Source organism: Bartonella sp. DGB1, assembly GCF_041345015.1.
Classification (GTDB): domain Bacteria; phylum Pseudomonadota; class Alphaproteobacteria; order Rhizobiales; family Rhizobiaceae; genus DGB1.
Genome location: NZ_CP166769.1, coordinates 406,865 through 425,277 on the forward strand (window position 1 = coordinate 406,865; position 18,413 = coordinate 425,277).

Genomic DNA, 18,413 nt, shown 5'->3' on the forward strand with positions numbered 1-18,413 from the left:
TTATCCTAGGTTAGAATATTATTTATATTTAGCATCAGGTTCACGCATATATAATGGTAAGGCTGATTGCCTATACTCAATAGGAGTAATATATGCTAAATTTGCTTGATGTAAAATAAAATTATTTGTAGTTGGAGTAAAATAATTAGCTTTTATTTGAGTAAAAATATTATCGTCTTTATTAAGAACCATTATATTATTAGAATTTGTTATTAATAATTTAATTTCTTCTATATCTGCTAATAATAGAGGTTTATTTTTTAATTGTAAAATTTTATATTTTTGATCAAAAATATAATTAGCTACATAAAAATCTGCTTTATTGGAGGGTAACACCACTAATAAATCTGTTACGCTAGCATCTTGTAAGGTCATATCATAAGCTAATAAGTCAAATAAACTAATACCCATGACTGAACATTTTAACCCTAAACTTAAGGCTCTAGCAACTGAGACACCCACTCTGATACCCGTGAATGAGCCGGGGCCTATATTGACAGAAATTAAATTAATATCTGTTAAAGAGATTTTACTAGCATTGATCAATTGTTCAATTAAAGGTAGTAGGAATTCTGCGTGACCTTTGTTTAAAGGTATTATTTTGTAGCTTAAAATATGACTATTTTTACTTAGGCATACTTTACAATGAGAATCGATAGTATCAATAGATAATATTATCATTTAAAACCTATAATAATGTGCGTGCTTGTAGCGCCATAGTTAATGTATTTGAATCCAAATAATCTAGTTCTCCACCAACGGGAACGCCGTGAGCTAATTTACTAAGCTTGACAGGAAGTTTTTCTAATTTTTCTGTTAAATAATGAATTGTGGTTTGTCCTTCAATAGTCGCATTAAGGGCTAATATTACTTCTTCCATATTTTCTTGTTCAAGACGCGTGAAAAGTTGCTCAATACGCAAATCCTGAGGTCTTATTCCATCTAATGGTGATAAGGCGCCTCCTAAGACATGATATAAAGCAGAGATATTAGAACTACGTTCTATTGCCCATAAATCTGCAACATTTTCTACTACTATTAATAGTTTTTTATTTCTTTTAGGGTCTTGGCAGATACTACAGATATTACTAGTATCTATGTTACCACATTTTTCGCAATCTTTAACATTATTATAAGTAAATTCTAACGTTTTTAATAAAGGAAAAAGTAAAAGATCTTTCTGCTTAAGTAAATATAAAGCTGCTCTTCTTGCTGATCTTGGACCTAAGCCAGGTAATTTAGCTAAATGTTTTATTAGCTGCTCTACGTCGTTATTAGTAGTATCAGGCTTCATTGTAGCTCCATTAAAGTAAGACCTAATATATTAACTGTCATTAATATAGCTAAGCTTGAACTTAATAAAGGAAATTTAGATAAATATTCTATTATCTGTTCTATATAGTTACAGGTAATATTAAGTTTCATTATAGTTTAATTAAAGTAAAGATCCAAGTCCAGGAGGTATTGGCAATCCTTCAGTAATAGACTGACTTTTTTCTGCTATAATTTCTTCTAGTTTTTTCTTAGCTTCAGTATGGGCGGCTACAATTAGATCTTCTAGTACATCTTTTTCATTTTCTTTTAATAAGGAAGGATCTATATTAATTTCTTTTAATGTGCCTTTACCTATTAGGGTAATAGTTACTAAACCACCACCTGATTGAGCTGTAGCTTCGATTGATTCCAGTTCTTCCTGAAGTATTTTTAGTTTCTTTTGAACTTCTTTAGCTTGTTTTAATATGCCGAACATAAGTTATTCCTTGTATATTTAGTTAGTTATGCGATTGATGTAATTTTACTATTTGGGAATAGTTGAAAAATTTTATTTACATCATTATCTTCTAGGACATTCTTCTCTAGTAGTTTCTTGTTTTCAGCTTCTTGGTCATCTAAGGTTGGTTGAGCTGTTGGATCTTCATTTGCTATTATAATAGACCAGTGCTTTCCAGTCCATGCTTTTAATTGTTTTTCTAATTTTTTTATAAAATCTTTATTAGTATTATTTTTTAATGCGATAGTTAATTTATTCTCTTTTAGAGCAATAAATTTTAAATTATCTTTTACATCACTTAATAATATTCTTTCATTACCCTGTTCTAATAAATGGATAATATCAGTAAGAGTTTCAATTTTTATCGTTTTATTGGTTTCTAGCTCTTCTGTTGATGCAGCAATAGAATTGTTAGATGATTTTATGTCGTTATTTATTGTTGTAGTCTTATTTTCAATATTATCTGATACGGTATCTATATTAGGTTGAACGTAAGTTAAATTTTGTTGATTTTCAATATTTGGTTCAATCTTTATTATAGTTTCATTACCGTGTAATTTTGATAAAATTTGATCTAAATGCGGTAAATCTGCTGCGTGAGCAATCCTTATCAGAAGCATCTCAGCTGCCTGTTGAGGTTTAGGGGCGCTTTTTACTTCCTCCAGACCTTTTAGTAGCATTTGCCAGATTCTAGATAAGCTGCGAATAGATAATTTTTTTGATAATGAAACTTTTTGATTATAAATATCTGAAGTATCCAGAAACATAGATTGAGAGTCAGGAACGAATTTTAGCTTGGTTAATTCGTGCGTAAAAATCGACATATCGCTTATAATAGAAAAAGGGTCTGCCCCGAGACAATAAAATTCATTAAATTTGTCTAATAATTGGGGTATTTGACCGTTAATTAAATATTCAAATAAGCATATTATTTGAGATTGATCTGCTAAACCTAGCATTTTATAAATAGTATTTTCTGAAATATTATTGTTACTATATGAAATGGCTTGATCTAAAATAGATAAGGCATCTCTTACAGATCCATCACTAGCTTTGGCTATGATAGCTAATGAATTTTTATCTATGGTAACATTTTCTAACTCACAAATTTTAGCTAAGTGTGCGGTTAATATATTAGGTTCAACTCGACGAAGGTCAAATCTTTGACAGCGAGATAAGATAGTAACAGGTACTTTGTGAATTTCTGTTGTGGCAAAAATAAATTTTACATGATCAGGAGGCTCTTCTAATGTCTTTAATAATCCATTAAAAGCTTGTGTAGATAGCATATGAATTTCGTCTATTATATAAATTTTATACCTAGTACTAACTGGTTTATAACGAATTTGATCTATTATTTCTCTAATACTATCAATGCCTGTATGAGAGGCTGCATCCATCTCAATTACATCAATATGATTGCCGTCCATAATAGATTGACAGTGATAACCAGCTTCATCCATATGTATTGTAGCTATGTTAATATGTTCTGTCTGATAATTAAGAGCTCTGGCTAGAATACGAGCTGTGGTTGTTTTACCAACACCACGCACCCCCGTAAGCATCCATGCTTGTGCAATCTTCTGAATTTTGAAAGAATTGTTGAGAGTTTGCACCATAGCTTCTTGACCAATAAGATCGTTGAATTTTTGAGGTCTATACTTACGCGCTAATACACGATAGTTTTTAGTAATGGTGGGTCTCAAAGTTTCTAGGGGCTGGTTATCCAATGAATAAGCCTTTAAACTAATATATTGATTGTAGGTGGTTAGATATTGACCCGTATTAGATACGCTAGGGCTGCTTTCTTCCGAACCTGACCCAGTTTGCGAATAATTCGTCCAAACTAACCACCCGCTTTATTAGTGTCAAATTTTATTAAAAATTGCAAGGAAAACTTTTAAATATAACCATTTATTTATTTTCATGTGGAAATTAAATTGTTGCAAGTTAGGATAAAATAAGTTACTCTCAACTGAACATATAGAATATTTTTCGGGTGTCACATTTGTCTATATTAACCTTTTTAAAGACTTGTGTTTTTACTATAGTTTGTTTAAATTTCCCTATAGCAGTAATGGCTAATAATGATTTGCAAAAATTAATGGATAAGGCTAATTTCGATAGAGGTCGCCAATTATTTCAACAGTGTTCTAATTGTCATTCTATAATCAAAAACGGAGCTAATAGACTAGGTCCTACTTTATGGCAGATAGTTAATGCTCCTATAGGAGCTCATCCTAGTTATCGATATTCTGAGGCTATGAAAAAAGCTAATTTAGCAGGGCGATTGTGGACAGAGCAAGATTTATTTGAATTTATTAAATCACCAAGGAAGTTTATGCCGGGTACGCGTATGGCGTATAGAGGTATGTCTAGTGATCAAGATATTGCAAATTTAATATTTTATTTAAAAAGTCTTAATTAGTAAGTTGTGTGGTTATTGATTAATTTTATTTAGTATTAAGGAATGATAATGAAAATTGCTTTACAGATGGATCATATTTCCACAATTGATAAAACAACTGATACTACTTTTGCGCTGGGTTTGGAGGCGTATAATAGGGGTTATAATCTATTTCATTATACTCCGGCTGATTTATTTATGAAAAATACGCAAGTTTTTGCCAGGGTGCAATCTTTGGAGTTAGATGATGATAGCAAAATCTATTATAAATTAGGTGATAAACAAATTGTTCCATTAAGTGATATGCAGGTAATATTGCTTAGACAAGATCCGCCTTTTAATATGCGTTATATAACTACTACTCATTTATTAGAAAAACTACCTGCAACTACTTTAGTAATAAATAATCCTTTCTGGGTGCGTAATTGCCCTGAGAAAATATTTGTAACTGAATTTCCTGATTTAATACCTCCAACGTTGATTTCTGAAGATATAGAAGAAATAAAGAAATTCAGAAATGAATATGGTGAGATAATATTAAAGCCTTTATATGGTAATGGTGGAGCAGGGGTCTTTTATTTAAAGGCAGATGATAAAAATTTAATGTCTTTAACAGAGATTTTTGCGCTTTTATATAATGAACCAGTGATAGTGCAGAAATATATTCCTGAAGTCATAGAAGGTGACAAGAGAATCTTGCTTGTAGATGGAGAAGTTGTTGGGGCTATTAATAGAGTGGCCTCTGAAGAGGAAGTAAGATCTAATTTGCATGTTGGAGGAAAAGCATTATCATACCAATTAACTGAAAGAGATAGAGAAATTTGTGAGCGAATAAAGCCATTTTTAAAAGAAAAAGGATTCTTTTTTGTGGGAATAGATGTAATAGGTAAATATATAACAGAGATTAATGTGACATCCCCGACCGGGATAAGAAGTTTTAAAACATTAGGAGGACAAGATATCGCTAAAATACTTTGGGATAAATTGGAAGAAAAATTAACTAATATAGTTATGTAAAATAGGTAGCCGGATTGAAATAGAATTAATTGTTTTTATCAATAAAATAACTTATAAGTATTAATAGAATCGCCATTTAAAGATAAGGATTTCACATGTTAAAAAAATATAAGTTTAATATGGTAGTTGTAGCTTGTGTTGTTAATTTTTTTACCATTAGCGGTTTTGCTTCTAATAGTTTTGCTTCTGATCCTATTAGAATATCTGGATCATCTACGGTGGCTCCGTATAGTCAGGTAATAGCTGAATTTTTTAGTGAGATATATTCTAATTATCGTACACCAATAATTGAATCTATTGGTACTGGTGGAGGTATGAAAGAATTTTGTAAGGCTGAAGGGGCTAATACTTTAGATGTCGTTAATGCTTCTCGACCTATGACAGAAAAAGAATTTAAAGATTGTCAGAAAAATGGCGTAACAAAAATAAAAGAAGTTATGTTTGGTTATGATGGTATAGTTCTTGCAACCAATAGAAAAGATGTAGCTTGGCACTTTACTCCTAGTGATATCTATAAAGCATTAGCTGCAAAAGTTTTGATAAATGGTAAATTAGTGGCGAATCCATATAAGACATGGAATGAAGTTAATCCAAAATTCCCTAATTGGCAAATAACTGTGTATATTCCTGGTGAAAAACACGGAACTAGAGAAGTGTTTGAACAGAAATTATTAGAGGTTGGGTGTAAGGAATTAGGTGTCGCTGAATATTTAAAGAAAAACAGACAAGATAACTTAATTAAATCTACTTGTACAGCAGTTCGTAAAGATGGAAGATCTATAGATATTGATGGTGATTATTCTGAGACCTTAGCGCGTTTGAATGCTAATAAACACGGGGTTGGTGTATTTGGTTTATTTTATTATGAAAATAATGCCGATCGTTTGCGGGTAGCATCTGTGAATGGTATAATTCCTACAGTTGAAAATATAGCTAAAGGAATTTATCCAGTTTCTCGCCCATTATATTTTTATGTTAAAGCTAATCACTTAGATTCTGTGGTAGGATTAAAAGAGTATGTTAATCTTTTTTTACTTGACCAGTCAATCGGTGATGAAGGTTCGCTTGTATTGGACTATGGTCTAGTTCCAGCTCCTCGTAGTGAAAGAGAAAAACAACGAAAAGATTTTAATTCTGATAGTTTTTTTAGAATTAAAGAGTAAAATCATACATCACTTAATTCAGTCTAGAGAGTATTTATTTTATTATGACTAGTTCAACCTATTTTTTTGGTTCTATTATAGTGGTTGTATTAATTGCTATTTTAAGCTTTTTTCTAGCTTACTATAAAATGTCAGCAGTACAACTTAAAGGTGAAAAATTACACTCTAGACCCCATTATTATGGTGTTTGGGTATTTTTGTTAGTTATTTTATCTTGTTTTGCCTTTTTGTTTGTTTATTATGGAGTAGTTAATTATTTTATTACACATAAAAACATTGAAGATTTACATAATGTTCTTAATCGATCTTTATCAGTAAAAGAATTAAATTTTTTAGATGATCTTAATAGAGTTTTTACTAAAATACCTTCAGGGGAACTTGATGTAATAGTAAAAAATTCTAGTAATTTAGTAAATTATATGGCGCAACATGCTATAAATTTAACTGATACAGAGTTTGCTCTTATCTTTTCAATTGTGAAAGATAATTTTTTAACAAAAGTTAGTTTATATAAATTAGGTTTTTATTTAAGCTGTTGTTTTGCTCTGGTTATGTCTACCTGGGGGATATTAACTTTAAAAGCACAGCAAAGAAGCCGTAATGCAGTAGAATCTATTGTTGTTAGATCGCTGATGTTGGCATCTTTAACCTCTGTTTTAGTAACTATTGGTATTATTTTATCAATGTTATTTCAATCTATTAATTTTTTTAAATTTGTTTCTATTTCAGATTTTCTATTTGGTACAACTTGGGATCCTCGTTTTGCTGCTAGTGGTAGTGGTGAAGTAGGGCAATTTGGTTTGTTGCCGTTGTTAGCTGGTACTTTATATATAGCTTTGGTTGCTATGTTAATAGCTGTTCCTTTGGGGTTATTTGCAGCTATCTATATGGCGGAATATGCTCCAAAGCGTGTTAGAGCTGTTATTAAGCCTCTGTTAGAAATATTAGCAGGTATTCCAACTATTGTTTATGGTTTTTTTGCCCTTTCTATAGTTGGTCCTTTTTTAAGAGATATATCTATTTTTCTAGCTGGTGGACAAGGTTTTATCATGGCTCAAAGTGTGCTAACAGCAGGTTTAGTCATGGGTATTATGCTTATACCTTATGTTTCTTCTTTATCTGATGATGTCTTAAATGCCGTTCCTCGTTCTTTAAGGGAGGGGTCGCTAGGGTTAGGTGCAACATTGTCGGAGACCATCAGGAAAGTGTTATTTCCTGCTGCGCTTCCTGGAATAATAAGTGCATTGTTATTGACGGCTTCTAGAGCAATAGGGGAAACAATGATAGTGACTTTAGCCGCTGGTGTAGCGCCAAACTTAAGTTGGAATCCTTTTGAGGCTATGACAACTATTACTATAAAAATTGTTAGTCAGTTAACTGGTGATACAGAATTTATGTCTCCTCAAACCTTGGTTGCTTTTGCTTTGGGTTTAACTTTATTTATTTTAACATTAATAATGAATATTATAGCTTTATATATAAGTCGTAGATATCAGGAAAAGTATGAATGAACCAATCTTCTACACAAGTGTCTGTGAAAAGAGATATAGGCTTAAAAAAACGCTACGCTGCTGAAAGGCGTTTTCGTTTATATGGTCTTTTTTCTATTTTTATTGGAATATTATTTTTATTTATTTTGCTATGTTCTATAGTTTCTAAAGGATATAGCGCATTCACACAAACTACAATCAATGTACCTGTGTATTTTGATAAAAATATTATTGATCCTAAAAATGAATTAGCTAATAACCCGCAAGTATTACAATTAGCTGATTATAATTTATTGGCTAGAATAGCTTTAGCTAAGCAACTTGATGTTGATCTAAAAGATCGTCGTGCTATGTTAGAAATTGGTCGTATGATTTCTACTGATGCTAGATCCAAGTTACAATCGATGTTAATGGATAATCCTGATCTTATTGGTAAACAGGTAAATGTTAAATTTTTGGCTTCCTCTAATATTGATGCTGCTTACAAAGGTCATATTGATACTACTATTGATGAGAAAAACAGAGTGGTGACAGATCGTCAGTTAGCCTGGCTTAACTTGTTAGCAGATAAAAAAATAATATTTAAAAGGTTTAATTTTAATTTATTTATTAATGGTGCGTCTAGTCGTCCAGAATTAGCTGGACTAGGGGTAGCTTTATTGGGCTCATTTTATATGATAATGATAGTTTTATTGATTTCTTTGCCTATTGGAGTTGCTACGTCTATTTATTTAGAGGAATATGCTAGAAAAAATAAATTTATCGATTTAATAGAAGTTAATATTAATAATTTATCTGCAGTACCTTCGATAGTGTTCGGTTTATTAGGTTTGGCTGTATTTATTAATTTTTTTGGTCTGCCGCGTTCTTCTTCATTAGTAGGTGGATTGGTGTTAAGTTTAATGACTTTACCAACTATTATTATAGCTACAAGATCCGCATTGCGTATGGTTCCTAATTCTATTAGATCTGCAGCTTTGGGTATAGGTGCTTCTAAAAATCAGATGGTATTCCACCATGTTTTGCCTTTAGCTTTGCCCGGTATTTTAACTGGTACTATCATTGGTTTAGCTAGAGCTCTTGGTGAAACGGCTCCTTTACTATTGATAGGTATGGTAGCCTTTGTAAAAGACTATCCTTTGAGTCCTATGGATCCTACTACTTCTCTCTCGGTTCAGATATATATGTGGGCTGGTAATGCAGAACGTGCGTTTATTGAACGTACTTCAGCCGCTATAATGGTTTTGTTATTTTTATTGATTATAATGAATCTCTTAGCAATTTTTTTAAGACGTCGTTTTGAACGTCGTTGGTAGGTTAAATTAAAGGTATTTGTAACGATGAACCAAGAAAATCAAGAAAATAAGTTAATAAAATTTCAAAGTAATGATGTATCTATTTATTATGGTGAAAAACAAGTTATTTCTAATGTAACTTTATCGATATGTGAAAAAAAAGTTACTGCTTTAATAGGGCCTTCTGGCAGTGGTAAATCTACCTTTTTACGTGCTTTAAATCGTATGAATGATATTATTGAAGGTAGTAGATTAACAGGTAAAATAACTTTAGATGGTGAGAATATTTATGATCCATCAATTGATGTTGTGGAGTTACGTTCGCGTGTAGGTATGGTTTTCCAACGTCCTAACCCATTTCCTAAATCTATATATGAAAATGTTGCTTATGGTCCTAGAATTCATGGTTTAGTAAAAAATAAATCAGAATTAAATGACGTCGTAGAAGAAAGTTTAATAAAGGCAGGTTTATTTGAGGAAGTGAAAGATAGATTATATGATTCTGGTACTGGATTATCTGGAGGTCAACAACAACGTTTATGTATTGCGCGTGCTATAGCAGTTAGCCCTGAAGTTATTTTAATGGATGAACCTTGTTCAGCTTTAGATCCTATTGCGACAGCTAAAATTGAAGAATTAATTGATGACTTAAAGAAAAATTATACTATAGTTATAGTTACTCATTCTATGCAGCAAGCTGCTCGTGTTTCGCAATATACAGCTATGTTTCATTTAGGTGAGCTTATAGAGATGTCCAAAACAGATTCTTTATTTACTTCTCCGCAGGAACAACGTACACAAGACTATATTACTGGTCGTTTTGGCTGATAATATTTAATATATAAAAAGGAGGATCTATGGCAGCGCAACATATTGTAAGATCATATGATAAAGAGTTAAAATTTTTAAGTAAAAAAATAATTTCTATGGGTGAATATGCTCAAAATATGATAAAAGAATCTACGAGAGCAATCATCGACGATGATAAAAGTTTGGCAATTAAAGTTATAGAAGATGATAAATTATTAGATAAATTAGAAAGAGAAATAAACGAAAAAGCTATATCTTTAATAGCAAAACGTCAACCTATGGCAATAGATTTACGTGAAATTATTGGAGCGATACGTATCTCTTCTGATATTGAGCGTATTGGTGATATGGCAAAATCTATTGCTAAAAGAGTGGAAATTTTGTCTATTCTACCAAAATTGTCAGGTATTAATCATAGTCTAGAAAATTTTTCTAATTTGGCTTCAAAACAAGTAGAAGATATTTTTAATTGTTACACGGCACAAGATGTATCTCGTTTAGATGAAATTAGAGATAGAGATGACCAATTAGATAGTATGTATACTTCATTATTTAGAGAATTATTAACTTATATGATTGAAGATCAAAAAAATATAACTCTTTGTACACATTTATTATTTTGTGCTAAAAATATTGAGCGTATTGGTGATCATGTGACTAATATAGCAGAGGCATTATATTTTATAGTAACTGGTGATTATATGGATAGTGATAGACCAAAAGACGATTTATCACATGGAGTAGGTAATTTACCTAACAATATATAAAATTATTTTTAAATATTACATAAATAGGTGACATATAAAAATAATAAATAATTTAAGGAGATAATTAATGGGCTGTAATCACTTAATTGACCAGCAAAAACTAGAACGTTTAGCTGAAGTTGGTATAAAAATAGGTTTAGGTTTAGCTAAAGGGCAAGATTTGCTTATCACTGCGCCGTTAGAGGCTTTTCCTTTGGTTCGTTTTTTAACTAAGATAGCATATCAAGAAGGCGCCGGTATAGTTACTAGCTTTTTTACTGATGATGAATCTAATTTAATGCGCTTTAAATATGGTCATGATGAAATTTTTGATAAATCCCCTAATTGGTTTTTTGATGGTATAGCTAAGGCTTTTTCTGAGAATACAGCTCGTTTAGCTATTACAGGTAATGATCCATTTTTATTAGCTGATCAAGATCCTAATAAAGTAGCTCGTGTTGGAAAAGCACAAGCAGAAGCCTATAAGCCTGCTTTACAATATATCTCTAATTTTGATATTAACTGGACTATTTTATCTTATCCAACTAAGGGTTGGGCAAAAAGGGTTTTTCCGGATTTACCAGTTGATGAGGCAATTGTAAAATTGTCAGAGGCATTATTTGCTGCTTCAAGAGTGAATAACGATAATGCTGTAGAGTCTTGGCGTTCACATAATGCTGAATTACATCGCCGTTGTGATTGGTTGAATGACAAGAATTTTTCTAGTTTGCAATTTAAAGGTCCTGGTACTAATTTAAAATTAGGCTTAGCTCAAGGTCATGCTTGGCGAGGCGGTGCAAGTCAGGCTAGAAATGGTGTAATTTGCAACCCAAATATACCTACAGAAGAGGTGTTCACTACTCCTGATGCTTTTAGAGTTGATGGAATAGTAAGTAGTACTAAACCTTTATCTCATAATGGTACTTTAATAGATGATATTTGTGTTCGTTTTGAAGCTGGGCGTATAGTAGAAGCTAAGTCTTCGAAAGGTGAATCTTTATTAAAGAGGCTTTTGGATACAGATGAAGGTGCATCTCGCCTAGGAGAAGTTGCATTAGTTCCACATTCGTCACCTATCTCCCAAAGCGGTATATTATATTATAATACTCTATATGATGAGAATGCTAGTTCACATATTGCTTTAGGTCAGTGCTATGCTGAATGTTTTAAAGATAAAGGTATTGATATTTCTAAAGAAGAACTATTAAAACGTGGTGGTAACCAAAGTTTAATCCATGTAGATTGGATGATAGGATCAGATAAGATAGACGTAGATGGTATTAAGTCAGATGGTGATATTATTCCAGTAATGCGTCAAGGTGAATGGGCTTATTAATTATGTTAATTAAGTAGGGCTATCAGTCCTACTTAAGGTAGGGGAATATGCCTGAATTACCTGAAGTTGAAACTGTAAGACGTGGATTATTACCTTATGTGATTAATGCTGAGGTTTTAGATGTACAATTAAACCGTTCTAATCTACGGTTTAATTTTCCGGTTCGTTTTTCTGAAAAGTTACAAAATTTAACTATTACTAATATAGATCGTCGTGGTAAATATTTATTATTTTATTTTTCTGATTTAATTATGCTAAGTCATTTAGGTATGTCTGGCTCTTGGCGATTAGTTAGTGATAATGATTTTATCTCTAATAAAAATCCTAAACATGATCATTTAGTTATTTTTTTACGTGATACTTTTGGTAAAACAATTAAATTAATTTATAATGATCCTAGAAGATTTGGTTTTATAGATTTATTTGCTAAGGATGAATTACACTATAATAAATTTTTACAGTATTTAGGTGTAGAGCCTCTTAGCAATGATCTAAACGGTAGATTTTTAATAGAAACATTTGCTAATAAAAAACAAAATTTAAAGGCAGCATTATTAGATCAGACTATAATAGCTGGTTTAGGTAATATCTATGTATGTGAGGCTTTATTTATGACTGGTTTATCACCATTAAGATCAGCCTTTACTATTAGTCAAGATATTTCTATTTGTGATAAGTTAACTGAATCTATAAAATTTATTTTAGAAAAGTCATTACAGTCAGGTGGTTCTAGTCTTCGTGATTATGTTCATAGTGATGGTTCATTAGGTTATTTCCAGAATGAATTATTAGTCTATGATCGTGAAGGAAAAAATTGTTATAAATGTAATAATATTATTCAACGTGTTATCCAATCTGGTCGCTCTAGTTTTTATTGCCACCATTGTCAACAATAAGTATATATAAAGGATAAAAAAATGTTAGAGAAAATTTTATCAAAAATAGATTCTTCTTTAGATGCAAATATTGAACATCTGTTTGATTTTTTACGAATAGCTTCTATTTCAACAGATTCTAATTATAGTTCAGAATGTGAAAAAGCAGCCAATTGGTTAGTTGAGGATCTTTCTACTATTGGTTTTAAAGCTCAAGCCTGTAAAACTAAATTACACCCGATAGTTTTAGCTCATTATATGGGTGAAACAGATTCAGATTTTCATGTATTATTTTATGGTCATTATGATGTGCAACCAGTTGATCCTTTAGAATTATGGCATCATGATCCATTTGATCCGCAAATTAAATTGATAAATGGTCATAAAGCTATAGTAGCTCGTGGTGCTTCTGACGATAAAGGGCAGGTTATGACTTTTATAGAAGCTTGTCGTGCTTACCATAATGAATATGGTCGTTTGCCGGTTAAAGTTACTATTATGATAGAGGGAGAAGAAGAAATGGGTTCTCCTTCCTTAGACGCTTTTTTTGAACAATATAAAGATCAATTAAAAGCAGATGTTGTTTTAGTTTGTGATACTTCTATGCGTGATAGAGAAACACCATCTATTACTACTTCTCTTAGAGGTGGTGTAGCAGAGGAAATTATTATTCATGCTGCTAATAGAGATCTACATTCTGGAGAATATGGTGGTATAGCAGCTAACCCTATTAATATCTTAACAAAGATATGCGGTGAGTTAAAAGATGAGAATGGTAGAATTTTATTAGATGGATTTTATGATGCCGTACCAGATATGCCGCAAGAAATTGTAGATAGTTGGTTAAAGCTAGAAAAAGAAAGCCCTAATCCATTAACCCAAATAGGTCTATCAGAGGTAGCCGGAGAAAAGGGCTATAGTTTAACTGAATTATTATGGTCACGTCCTTCATTAGATATTACTGGTATAACAGGTGGTTATACAGGTGAAGGTTTTAAAACTGTTATTGCTTCTGAGGCTAAAGTTAAAATATCATGCCGTTTAGTAGGTAAGCAAGATCCAGACAAAATAAGAGCATCCTTACGTAAGTTTTTTGAAGAACGTTTACCTAAAGATTGTAGCATTAGTTATATTAATCATGGTGGTTCACCGGCCGTATTTTTACCTACAGATTCTCCTATTTTAAAGAAAGTGCAAAATGCTTTAGGAGATGAATGGAATGGGCGTCAGGCTTTATTATCAGGTTGTGGTGCTTCTATACCTATTGTTGGTGATTTTCAAAAATATTTAGGTTTAGATTCTTTATTGGTAGGATATGCGCTTAGTGATGATGCTATACATTCACCTAACGAAAAATATGACTTAGCCTCTTTCCATAAAGGGCAGCGTGCTTGGGCGAGAATTTTATCAGTTTTATCAGTTTAATTTAAAATTATTTAATAGAAGGAATTATTATTAATGTCATCAAAAGTGCGTGTCCATAGAGGGGATCTACCGGATCTTAATAATTATAATGTGTCAGCTATCGCAATAGACACTGAGACTTTAGGATTGAACTTACATAGGGATCGTTTATGTGTAGTTCAATTATCTTCAGGTAATGGTACAGCTGATATTATTCAAATTGCTAAAGAGCAAACTGAGGCACCAAATTTACAAAAATTATTGAATAATGAAAATATAACAAAAATTTTCCATTATGGACGTTTTGATTTAGCGATGTTAGAAAAAACATTCAAAAACAGATTATCTAATGTTTATTGTACAAAAATAGCGTCAAGGTTAGTGCGTACTTATACTGATCGTCACGGCTTAAAAGAAATTTGTCAAGAATTATTATCAGTTAATATATGTAAGCAAAATCAAAGTTCTGATTGGGCTGCAGAAAAACTGAGTGAAGCACAAGTATCTTATGCCGCTTCAGATGTATTATATTTACATGCGCTAAAAGAAATTTTAGATGCACGTTTGAAAAGAGATAATCGTTATGAAGTAGCGCAGGCTTGTTTTGAATTTTTACCAATGCGTGCTAGCTTAGATTTAATGGGTTGGGGAGAGCAAGATATTTTTTCTCATAATAGTTAAATTATTTTAAATAGTTAATATTATTTTAATTTTAATTTATATTCACAATAAGATAATTTTTTGTTGAAATTATCTTATTTATTTAGAATATACAAATATAACCCTGGACTTTATTATTATTTCAGCGTAAAACTAATGGATGGATAGCTAGCTTAAGCTTGTTATTCGGTAGTTTAGGGTTATTAGATAATTCTAAACTTAGTAATTGATTAATTAGCTAAGGATATGAATATGAAATTAAAATATATGATCGCTACTTCTGTAGTTGCTCTTTTATCAGTGTCAGGCGTTAATGCAGCTGATGTTACAAGCAAGAAAGCTATTGCTGCTCCTACGGTAGTTGCTATGAAGTCTTCTAACAATGTTGTTAATGACTTTAGTGGTGCATATGTAGGTTTGCAAGCTGGTTTTTCTTTTAATCAGTATACTCTTCGTAAAGCTGAGAAAAAAGCTGATGAAGCAGAAAAAACGGATTTTTTCTCTACTTCTTCTAACTCTGTGCCATTAGGGATTGTAGCTGGTTATAACTTGCAAAAAGATGACTTTGTAGCAGGTATTGATTTTGCAGCTTCTTACCATTTTGGTATATCTAAAGCGGATAAGATTGATGATGCTGTCACTGACAAGTTTGCAGATTTGAGACGCTATAATTATATGGGTGATGCTAGTTTGCGTGCACGTGTAGGTTATGCTGTAGCTGGATTTATGCCTTATGTAGCCACTGGTGTATCAACTAACGTTACATATTATAATTTAGAAAAAGATGCTAAAGTTGACGATGTTGAAATTAAAACAGCGGAAGTTAAAGGTACTAATTTAGGTGTATCTTTGTCAGTTGGTGCTGGTGTTGAATATGCAATAAGTAAAAATATCTCAGTTCGTGCTGAATATGGTTATAATCATCTTGTATATTCAAAGCATTTTGCTTCTAATACTGTGGCAGAAACAGCAAAGACTGAATCTGATCTAGTTGGTTATTCTGGACAAGCTAGCCATGCTGGTCGTTTAGCTGTAACATATAGATTCTAATTTATCTTAATAGATGAAAAAGCCCTGCTTTTGCAGGGCTTTTTTTATGTGCAGTAAATAACAATTAATAAAGTTTATTATCCAATTAATTAAATAAAATAATTCTACTTAATTTGTAAAAATAATAGTTTAAGTTATTCATTAATTAAGTTATTATAAATTATTAAAATTTGTTTAATTATATGATATAACAATTATCATATTAATTAATTACAAGGGGTTAATTATGAAGTTAAAAATGATTTCTTTAGCTGGCTGTGTTATGTTAGCCTCTGCTGTTAATGTGAGCGCTAAAATAGAGCCACCTATTATTCCTGTAGTTGCAGTACAAGAGTATCGTACTTTTTCTTGGGAAAGTGTCTATATGGGCGTGCAATTTTCAAGATCTCCTCTAGACCAGGCTGCTAGTAAGGTGATTGTTACGGCTGAAGAAAATAAAGCCAGTAGTGAAGTGCTGAAGAAAGTCTTATTTGATAACCATAAAGTTGTTTCTGATGCTAATCCTAGTAAAACAATTTATAATGATGCATTATCAGATACTTTATATAAGAGTGGTATATTTGTAGGCTTTAATAAATTATTCGGTAATAATCTCATTTTAGGAGCGGAATTAGACGCTACTTATAACTTTGTTAATAGTGGTTTACAATCTATTAGATCTAGTCGATCTAGTACTAAGTCTGTTAAATGGTCATCAGATAAAGATAAAGACAAGATATTTGAAGAGCATGCTAAAGGTGAGGTTAGTGAAAGGGATAGATATTTATCGTCAATATATTTTGATTCTAGTTTGCGTGCGCGGGTTGGTTATAGCGTAGGTAAAATTTTACCTTATCTAACAGCTGGTGTTAATGTAATTTACGCTAGAGAAGAACGTGTATTAAATGGAAATTATGGTAAGGGCTTTAAAGAGATTACATCACAAGAAAAAAATTCTGAAGAAAAATTCTTATGGGGCTGGACATTAGGTGCTGGCATTGAGGTTGCAATAACTAAACATTTATTCTTAAGAGGTGAATATCGTTTTACTGCTACTGATTTTAATAACAATAATACAAATTATAAATATAGAAAAGAAGCGGTTACCGATGGTGAGAAAAAACATCCAGCAATAGATGTCAATGTATCTTACGATGTTAAAGGCTTATTGTCGCACGATATGAGAATTGGTTTAGCTTATAAATTTTAATAATTTCGTTAAATAAATTATTAAATAATGACATTTTTTATTAGTAATATAAAAACTACTATGTTAGTGTGCCTTAGAGATTCATTTATTACAGGGTATGATTATGAAAAATAAAAATCTAATATTAGCTTCTGTGGTTGGGTTGTTAACCCTTAGTTCCGTACAGGCGGCAGATCTTGTGCAAACTCGCATGGGAAATTCAGTAAATCCAACTACACCTTATTCCAGTAAGCAGGATTTTACTTGGGAGGGTTTTTATATTGGATTTCAAAAATCTTTTGCTATGACTAAGCAATCTGGTAATAAGATTTATATTTATGCGTTTAAAAAGATAGAAGATGAAACTCCAGAATTTTTTAATTATGTCGAGCCAATCGTTAATGGTGATTTATCTCAGAATTTTGCGCAAGCAGGTATTTACGCTGGTTATAACTTTCTGTTAGGTAATTCATTAGTATTAGGTTTAGAGGTAGATGCGGCATATAGATATAAAGATTTTGGGTTCTATGTAGATGGTGCTCAAGTAAAAGTAGAAGATAAATTGCATATAAAAAAAGGTGACTTTAAAACAAGGGATTTTGTTATAAATAATGGTCAAGTAAAAAAATATGATGATTATCTGAAAACTAGTTCATTAGATAGTAATTTACGTGTTCGTGCTGGTTTAGTGGTCGGTAGATTTTTACCATTTGTAACAGTTGGTGCCAATATGATTTATGCTGAACATTTAGAAAATAAATTTAATAATTATAATAAAGATTTCTCTTTTAAAGGCGTAGAGTCCAGATCTAGTAATAAAGTCTTTTTTGGTATGACAGCTGGTGCCGGTGCTGAAGTAGCTATAACTAATAATCTTATTTTACGTGCTGAATATAGATATGCGCATACTTTTTCTACAAGAGGTGAACCGCGTGTATATAAATTAGTTAAAGATGAAGATAACCCTATAAAAAGAGTTGATATGACAGTTGTTTATGAAGATCAATCTTCAGCTTTACTTGGTACACATGCTGTCAATTTAGGTATATCTTATAAATTCTAGTAATTTTAAAATTATGCTTCTATAAAGTTTAATTTAAGTTATGAAATAAAGCCCCTTTTAAGGGGCTTTATTATTATATATAAAGTAAGTTTAATAATATTCTGCAGTTAAAGTTATAATAGTGGCTATTTATCTATTTGATTTTAGTTTGATTTAAT

At 31.4% G+C, this 18,413-nt stretch carries 18 protein-coding genes and 1 other RNA gene; 14 read left to right on the top strand and 5 right to left on the bottom strand.

What is annotated here, in order from left to right:
- Nucleotides 1-18 precede the first annotated feature (18 nt).
- The 5 genes from tsaB to ffs form a co-directional block, all read right to left on the bottom strand.
- A complete protein-coding gene (tsaB, locus tag AB6T46_RS02065) occupies nucleotides 19-681 on the bottom strand; it encodes a tRNA (adenosine(37)-N6)-threonylcarbamoyltransferase complex dimerization subunit type 1 TsaB (RefSeq protein WP_370931763.1) in 663 nt (220 codons plus the stop codon).
- Nucleotides 682-688: 7 nt separating this feature from the next.
- Nucleotides 689-1,294, bottom strand: a complete 606-nt coding sequence (gene recR / locus AB6T46_RS02070; RefSeq protein ID WP_370931764.1) for a recombination mediator RecR — start codon at nucleotides 1,292-1,294, stop codon at nucleotides 689-691.
- A 141-nt stretch (nucleotides 1,295-1,435) separates the two neighbouring features.
- Nucleotides 1,436-1,750 (bottom strand): YbaB/EbfC family nucleoid-associated protein, encoded by a 315-nt coding sequence (locus AB6T46_RS02075; protein ID WP_370931765.1) that lies wholly within the window; start codon nucleotides 1,748-1,750, stop codon nucleotides 1,436-1,438.
- 26 nt (nucleotides 1,751-1,776) lie between these two features.
- The gene (locus tag AB6T46_RS02080; RefSeq protein WP_370931766.1) at nucleotides 1,777-3,501 is read right to left on the bottom strand and encodes a DNA polymerase III subunit gamma/tau; all 1,725 of its coding nucleotides are present in this window, start codon (nucleotides 3,499-3,501) and stop codon (nucleotides 1,777-1,779) included.
- A gap of 29 nt (nucleotides 3,502-3,530) precedes the next feature.
- Nucleotides 3,531-3,627, bottom strand: an RNA gene (gene ffs / locus AB6T46_RS02085) — signal recognition particle sRNA small type.
- A gap of 152 nt (nucleotides 3,628-3,779) precedes the next feature.
- Between ffs and AB6T46_RS02090 the strand changes: the two genes are divergently transcribed.
- From AB6T46_RS02090 to AB6T46_RS02155, 14 genes are all read left to right on the top strand, one after another.
- Nucleotides 3,780-4,199: a cytochrome c family protein gene (locus AB6T46_RS02090; protein ID WP_370931767.1), complete on the top strand. Its 420-nt coding sequence runs from the start codon at nucleotides 3,780-3,782 to the stop codon at nucleotides 4,197-4,199.
- A 48-nt stretch (nucleotides 4,200-4,247) separates the two neighbouring features.
- Entirely contained in the window at nucleotides 4,248-5,195 is a 948-nt protein-coding gene (gene gshB / locus AB6T46_RS02095; protein ID WP_370931768.1) for a glutathione synthase, read from the top strand.
- Nucleotides 5,196-5,314: 119 nt separating this feature from the next.
- Complete coding sequence (locus AB6T46_RS02100) at nucleotides 5,315-6,358, top strand: substrate-binding domain-containing protein (protein WP_370932038.1); 1,044 nt, start codon at nucleotides 5,315-5,317, stop codon at nucleotides 6,356-6,358.
- A 44-nt stretch (nucleotides 6,359-6,402) separates the two neighbouring features.
- Nucleotides 6,403-7,869: a phosphate ABC transporter permease subunit PstC gene (pstC, locus tag AB6T46_RS02105; RefSeq protein ID WP_370931770.1), complete on the top strand. Its 1,467-nt coding sequence runs from the start codon at nucleotides 6,403-6,405 to the stop codon at nucleotides 7,867-7,869.
- Nucleotides 7,866-9,164: a phosphate ABC transporter permease PstA gene (gene pstA / locus AB6T46_RS02110; RefSeq protein ID WP_370931771.1), complete on the top strand. Its 1,299-nt coding sequence runs from the start codon at nucleotides 7,866-7,868 to the stop codon at nucleotides 9,162-9,164. Before pstC ends, pstA begins: the two co-directional genes overlap by 4 nt.
- A 24-nt stretch (nucleotides 9,165-9,188) precedes the next feature.
- A complete protein-coding gene (gene pstB, locus AB6T46_RS02115; RefSeq protein ID WP_370931772.1) occupies nucleotides 9,189-9,971 on the top strand; it encodes a phosphate ABC transporter ATP-binding protein PstB in 783 nt (260 codons plus the stop codon).
- Nucleotides 9,972-10,000: 29 nt separating this feature from the next.
- Entirely contained in the window at nucleotides 10,001-10,720 is a 720-nt protein-coding gene (gene phoU, locus AB6T46_RS02120) for a phosphate signaling complex protein PhoU (protein WP_370931773.1), read from the top strand.
- Nucleotides 10,721-10,787: 67 nt separating this feature from the next.
- Nucleotides 10,788-12,035 (top strand): aminopeptidase, encoded by a 1,248-nt coding sequence (locus AB6T46_RS02125; protein ID WP_370931774.1) that lies wholly within the window; start codon nucleotides 10,788-10,790, stop codon nucleotides 12,033-12,035.
- Between the two features lie 47 nt (nucleotides 12,036-12,082).
- Nucleotides 12,083-12,931, top strand: coding sequence for a bifunctional DNA-formamidopyrimidine glycosylase/DNA-(apurinic or apyrimidinic site) lyase (mutM, locus tag AB6T46_RS02130; RefSeq protein ID WP_370931775.1), 849 nt, complete (start codon nucleotides 12,083-12,085; stop codon nucleotides 12,929-12,931).
- A 21-nt stretch (nucleotides 12,932-12,952) separates the two neighbouring features.
- Entirely contained in the window at nucleotides 12,953-14,335 is a 1,383-nt protein-coding gene (locus tag AB6T46_RS02135; RefSeq protein WP_370931776.1) for a M20/M25/M40 family metallo-hydrolase, read from the top strand.
- 33 nt (nucleotides 14,336-14,368) lie between these two features.
- Nucleotides 14,369-14,995, top strand: a complete 627-nt coding sequence (locus AB6T46_RS02140; protein WP_370931777.1) for a ribonuclease D — start codon at nucleotides 14,369-14,371, stop codon at nucleotides 14,993-14,995.
- A gap of 231 nt (nucleotides 14,996-15,226) precedes the next feature.
- Nucleotides 15,227-16,024, top strand: coding sequence for an outer membrane protein (locus AB6T46_RS02145; RefSeq protein ID WP_370931778.1), 798 nt, complete (start codon nucleotides 15,227-15,229; stop codon nucleotides 16,022-16,024).
- A gap of 226 nt (nucleotides 16,025-16,250) precedes the next feature.
- Entirely contained in the window at nucleotides 16,251-17,213 is a 963-nt protein-coding gene (locus tag AB6T46_RS02150; protein WP_370931780.1) for an outer membrane protein, read from the top strand.
- Nucleotides 17,214-17,316: 103 nt separating this feature from the next.
- Complete coding sequence (locus tag AB6T46_RS02155) at nucleotides 17,317-18,255, top strand: outer membrane protein (RefSeq protein ID WP_370931781.1); 939 nt, start codon at nucleotides 17,317-17,319, stop codon at nucleotides 18,253-18,255.
- Nucleotides 18,256-18,413 lie beyond the last annotated feature (158 nt).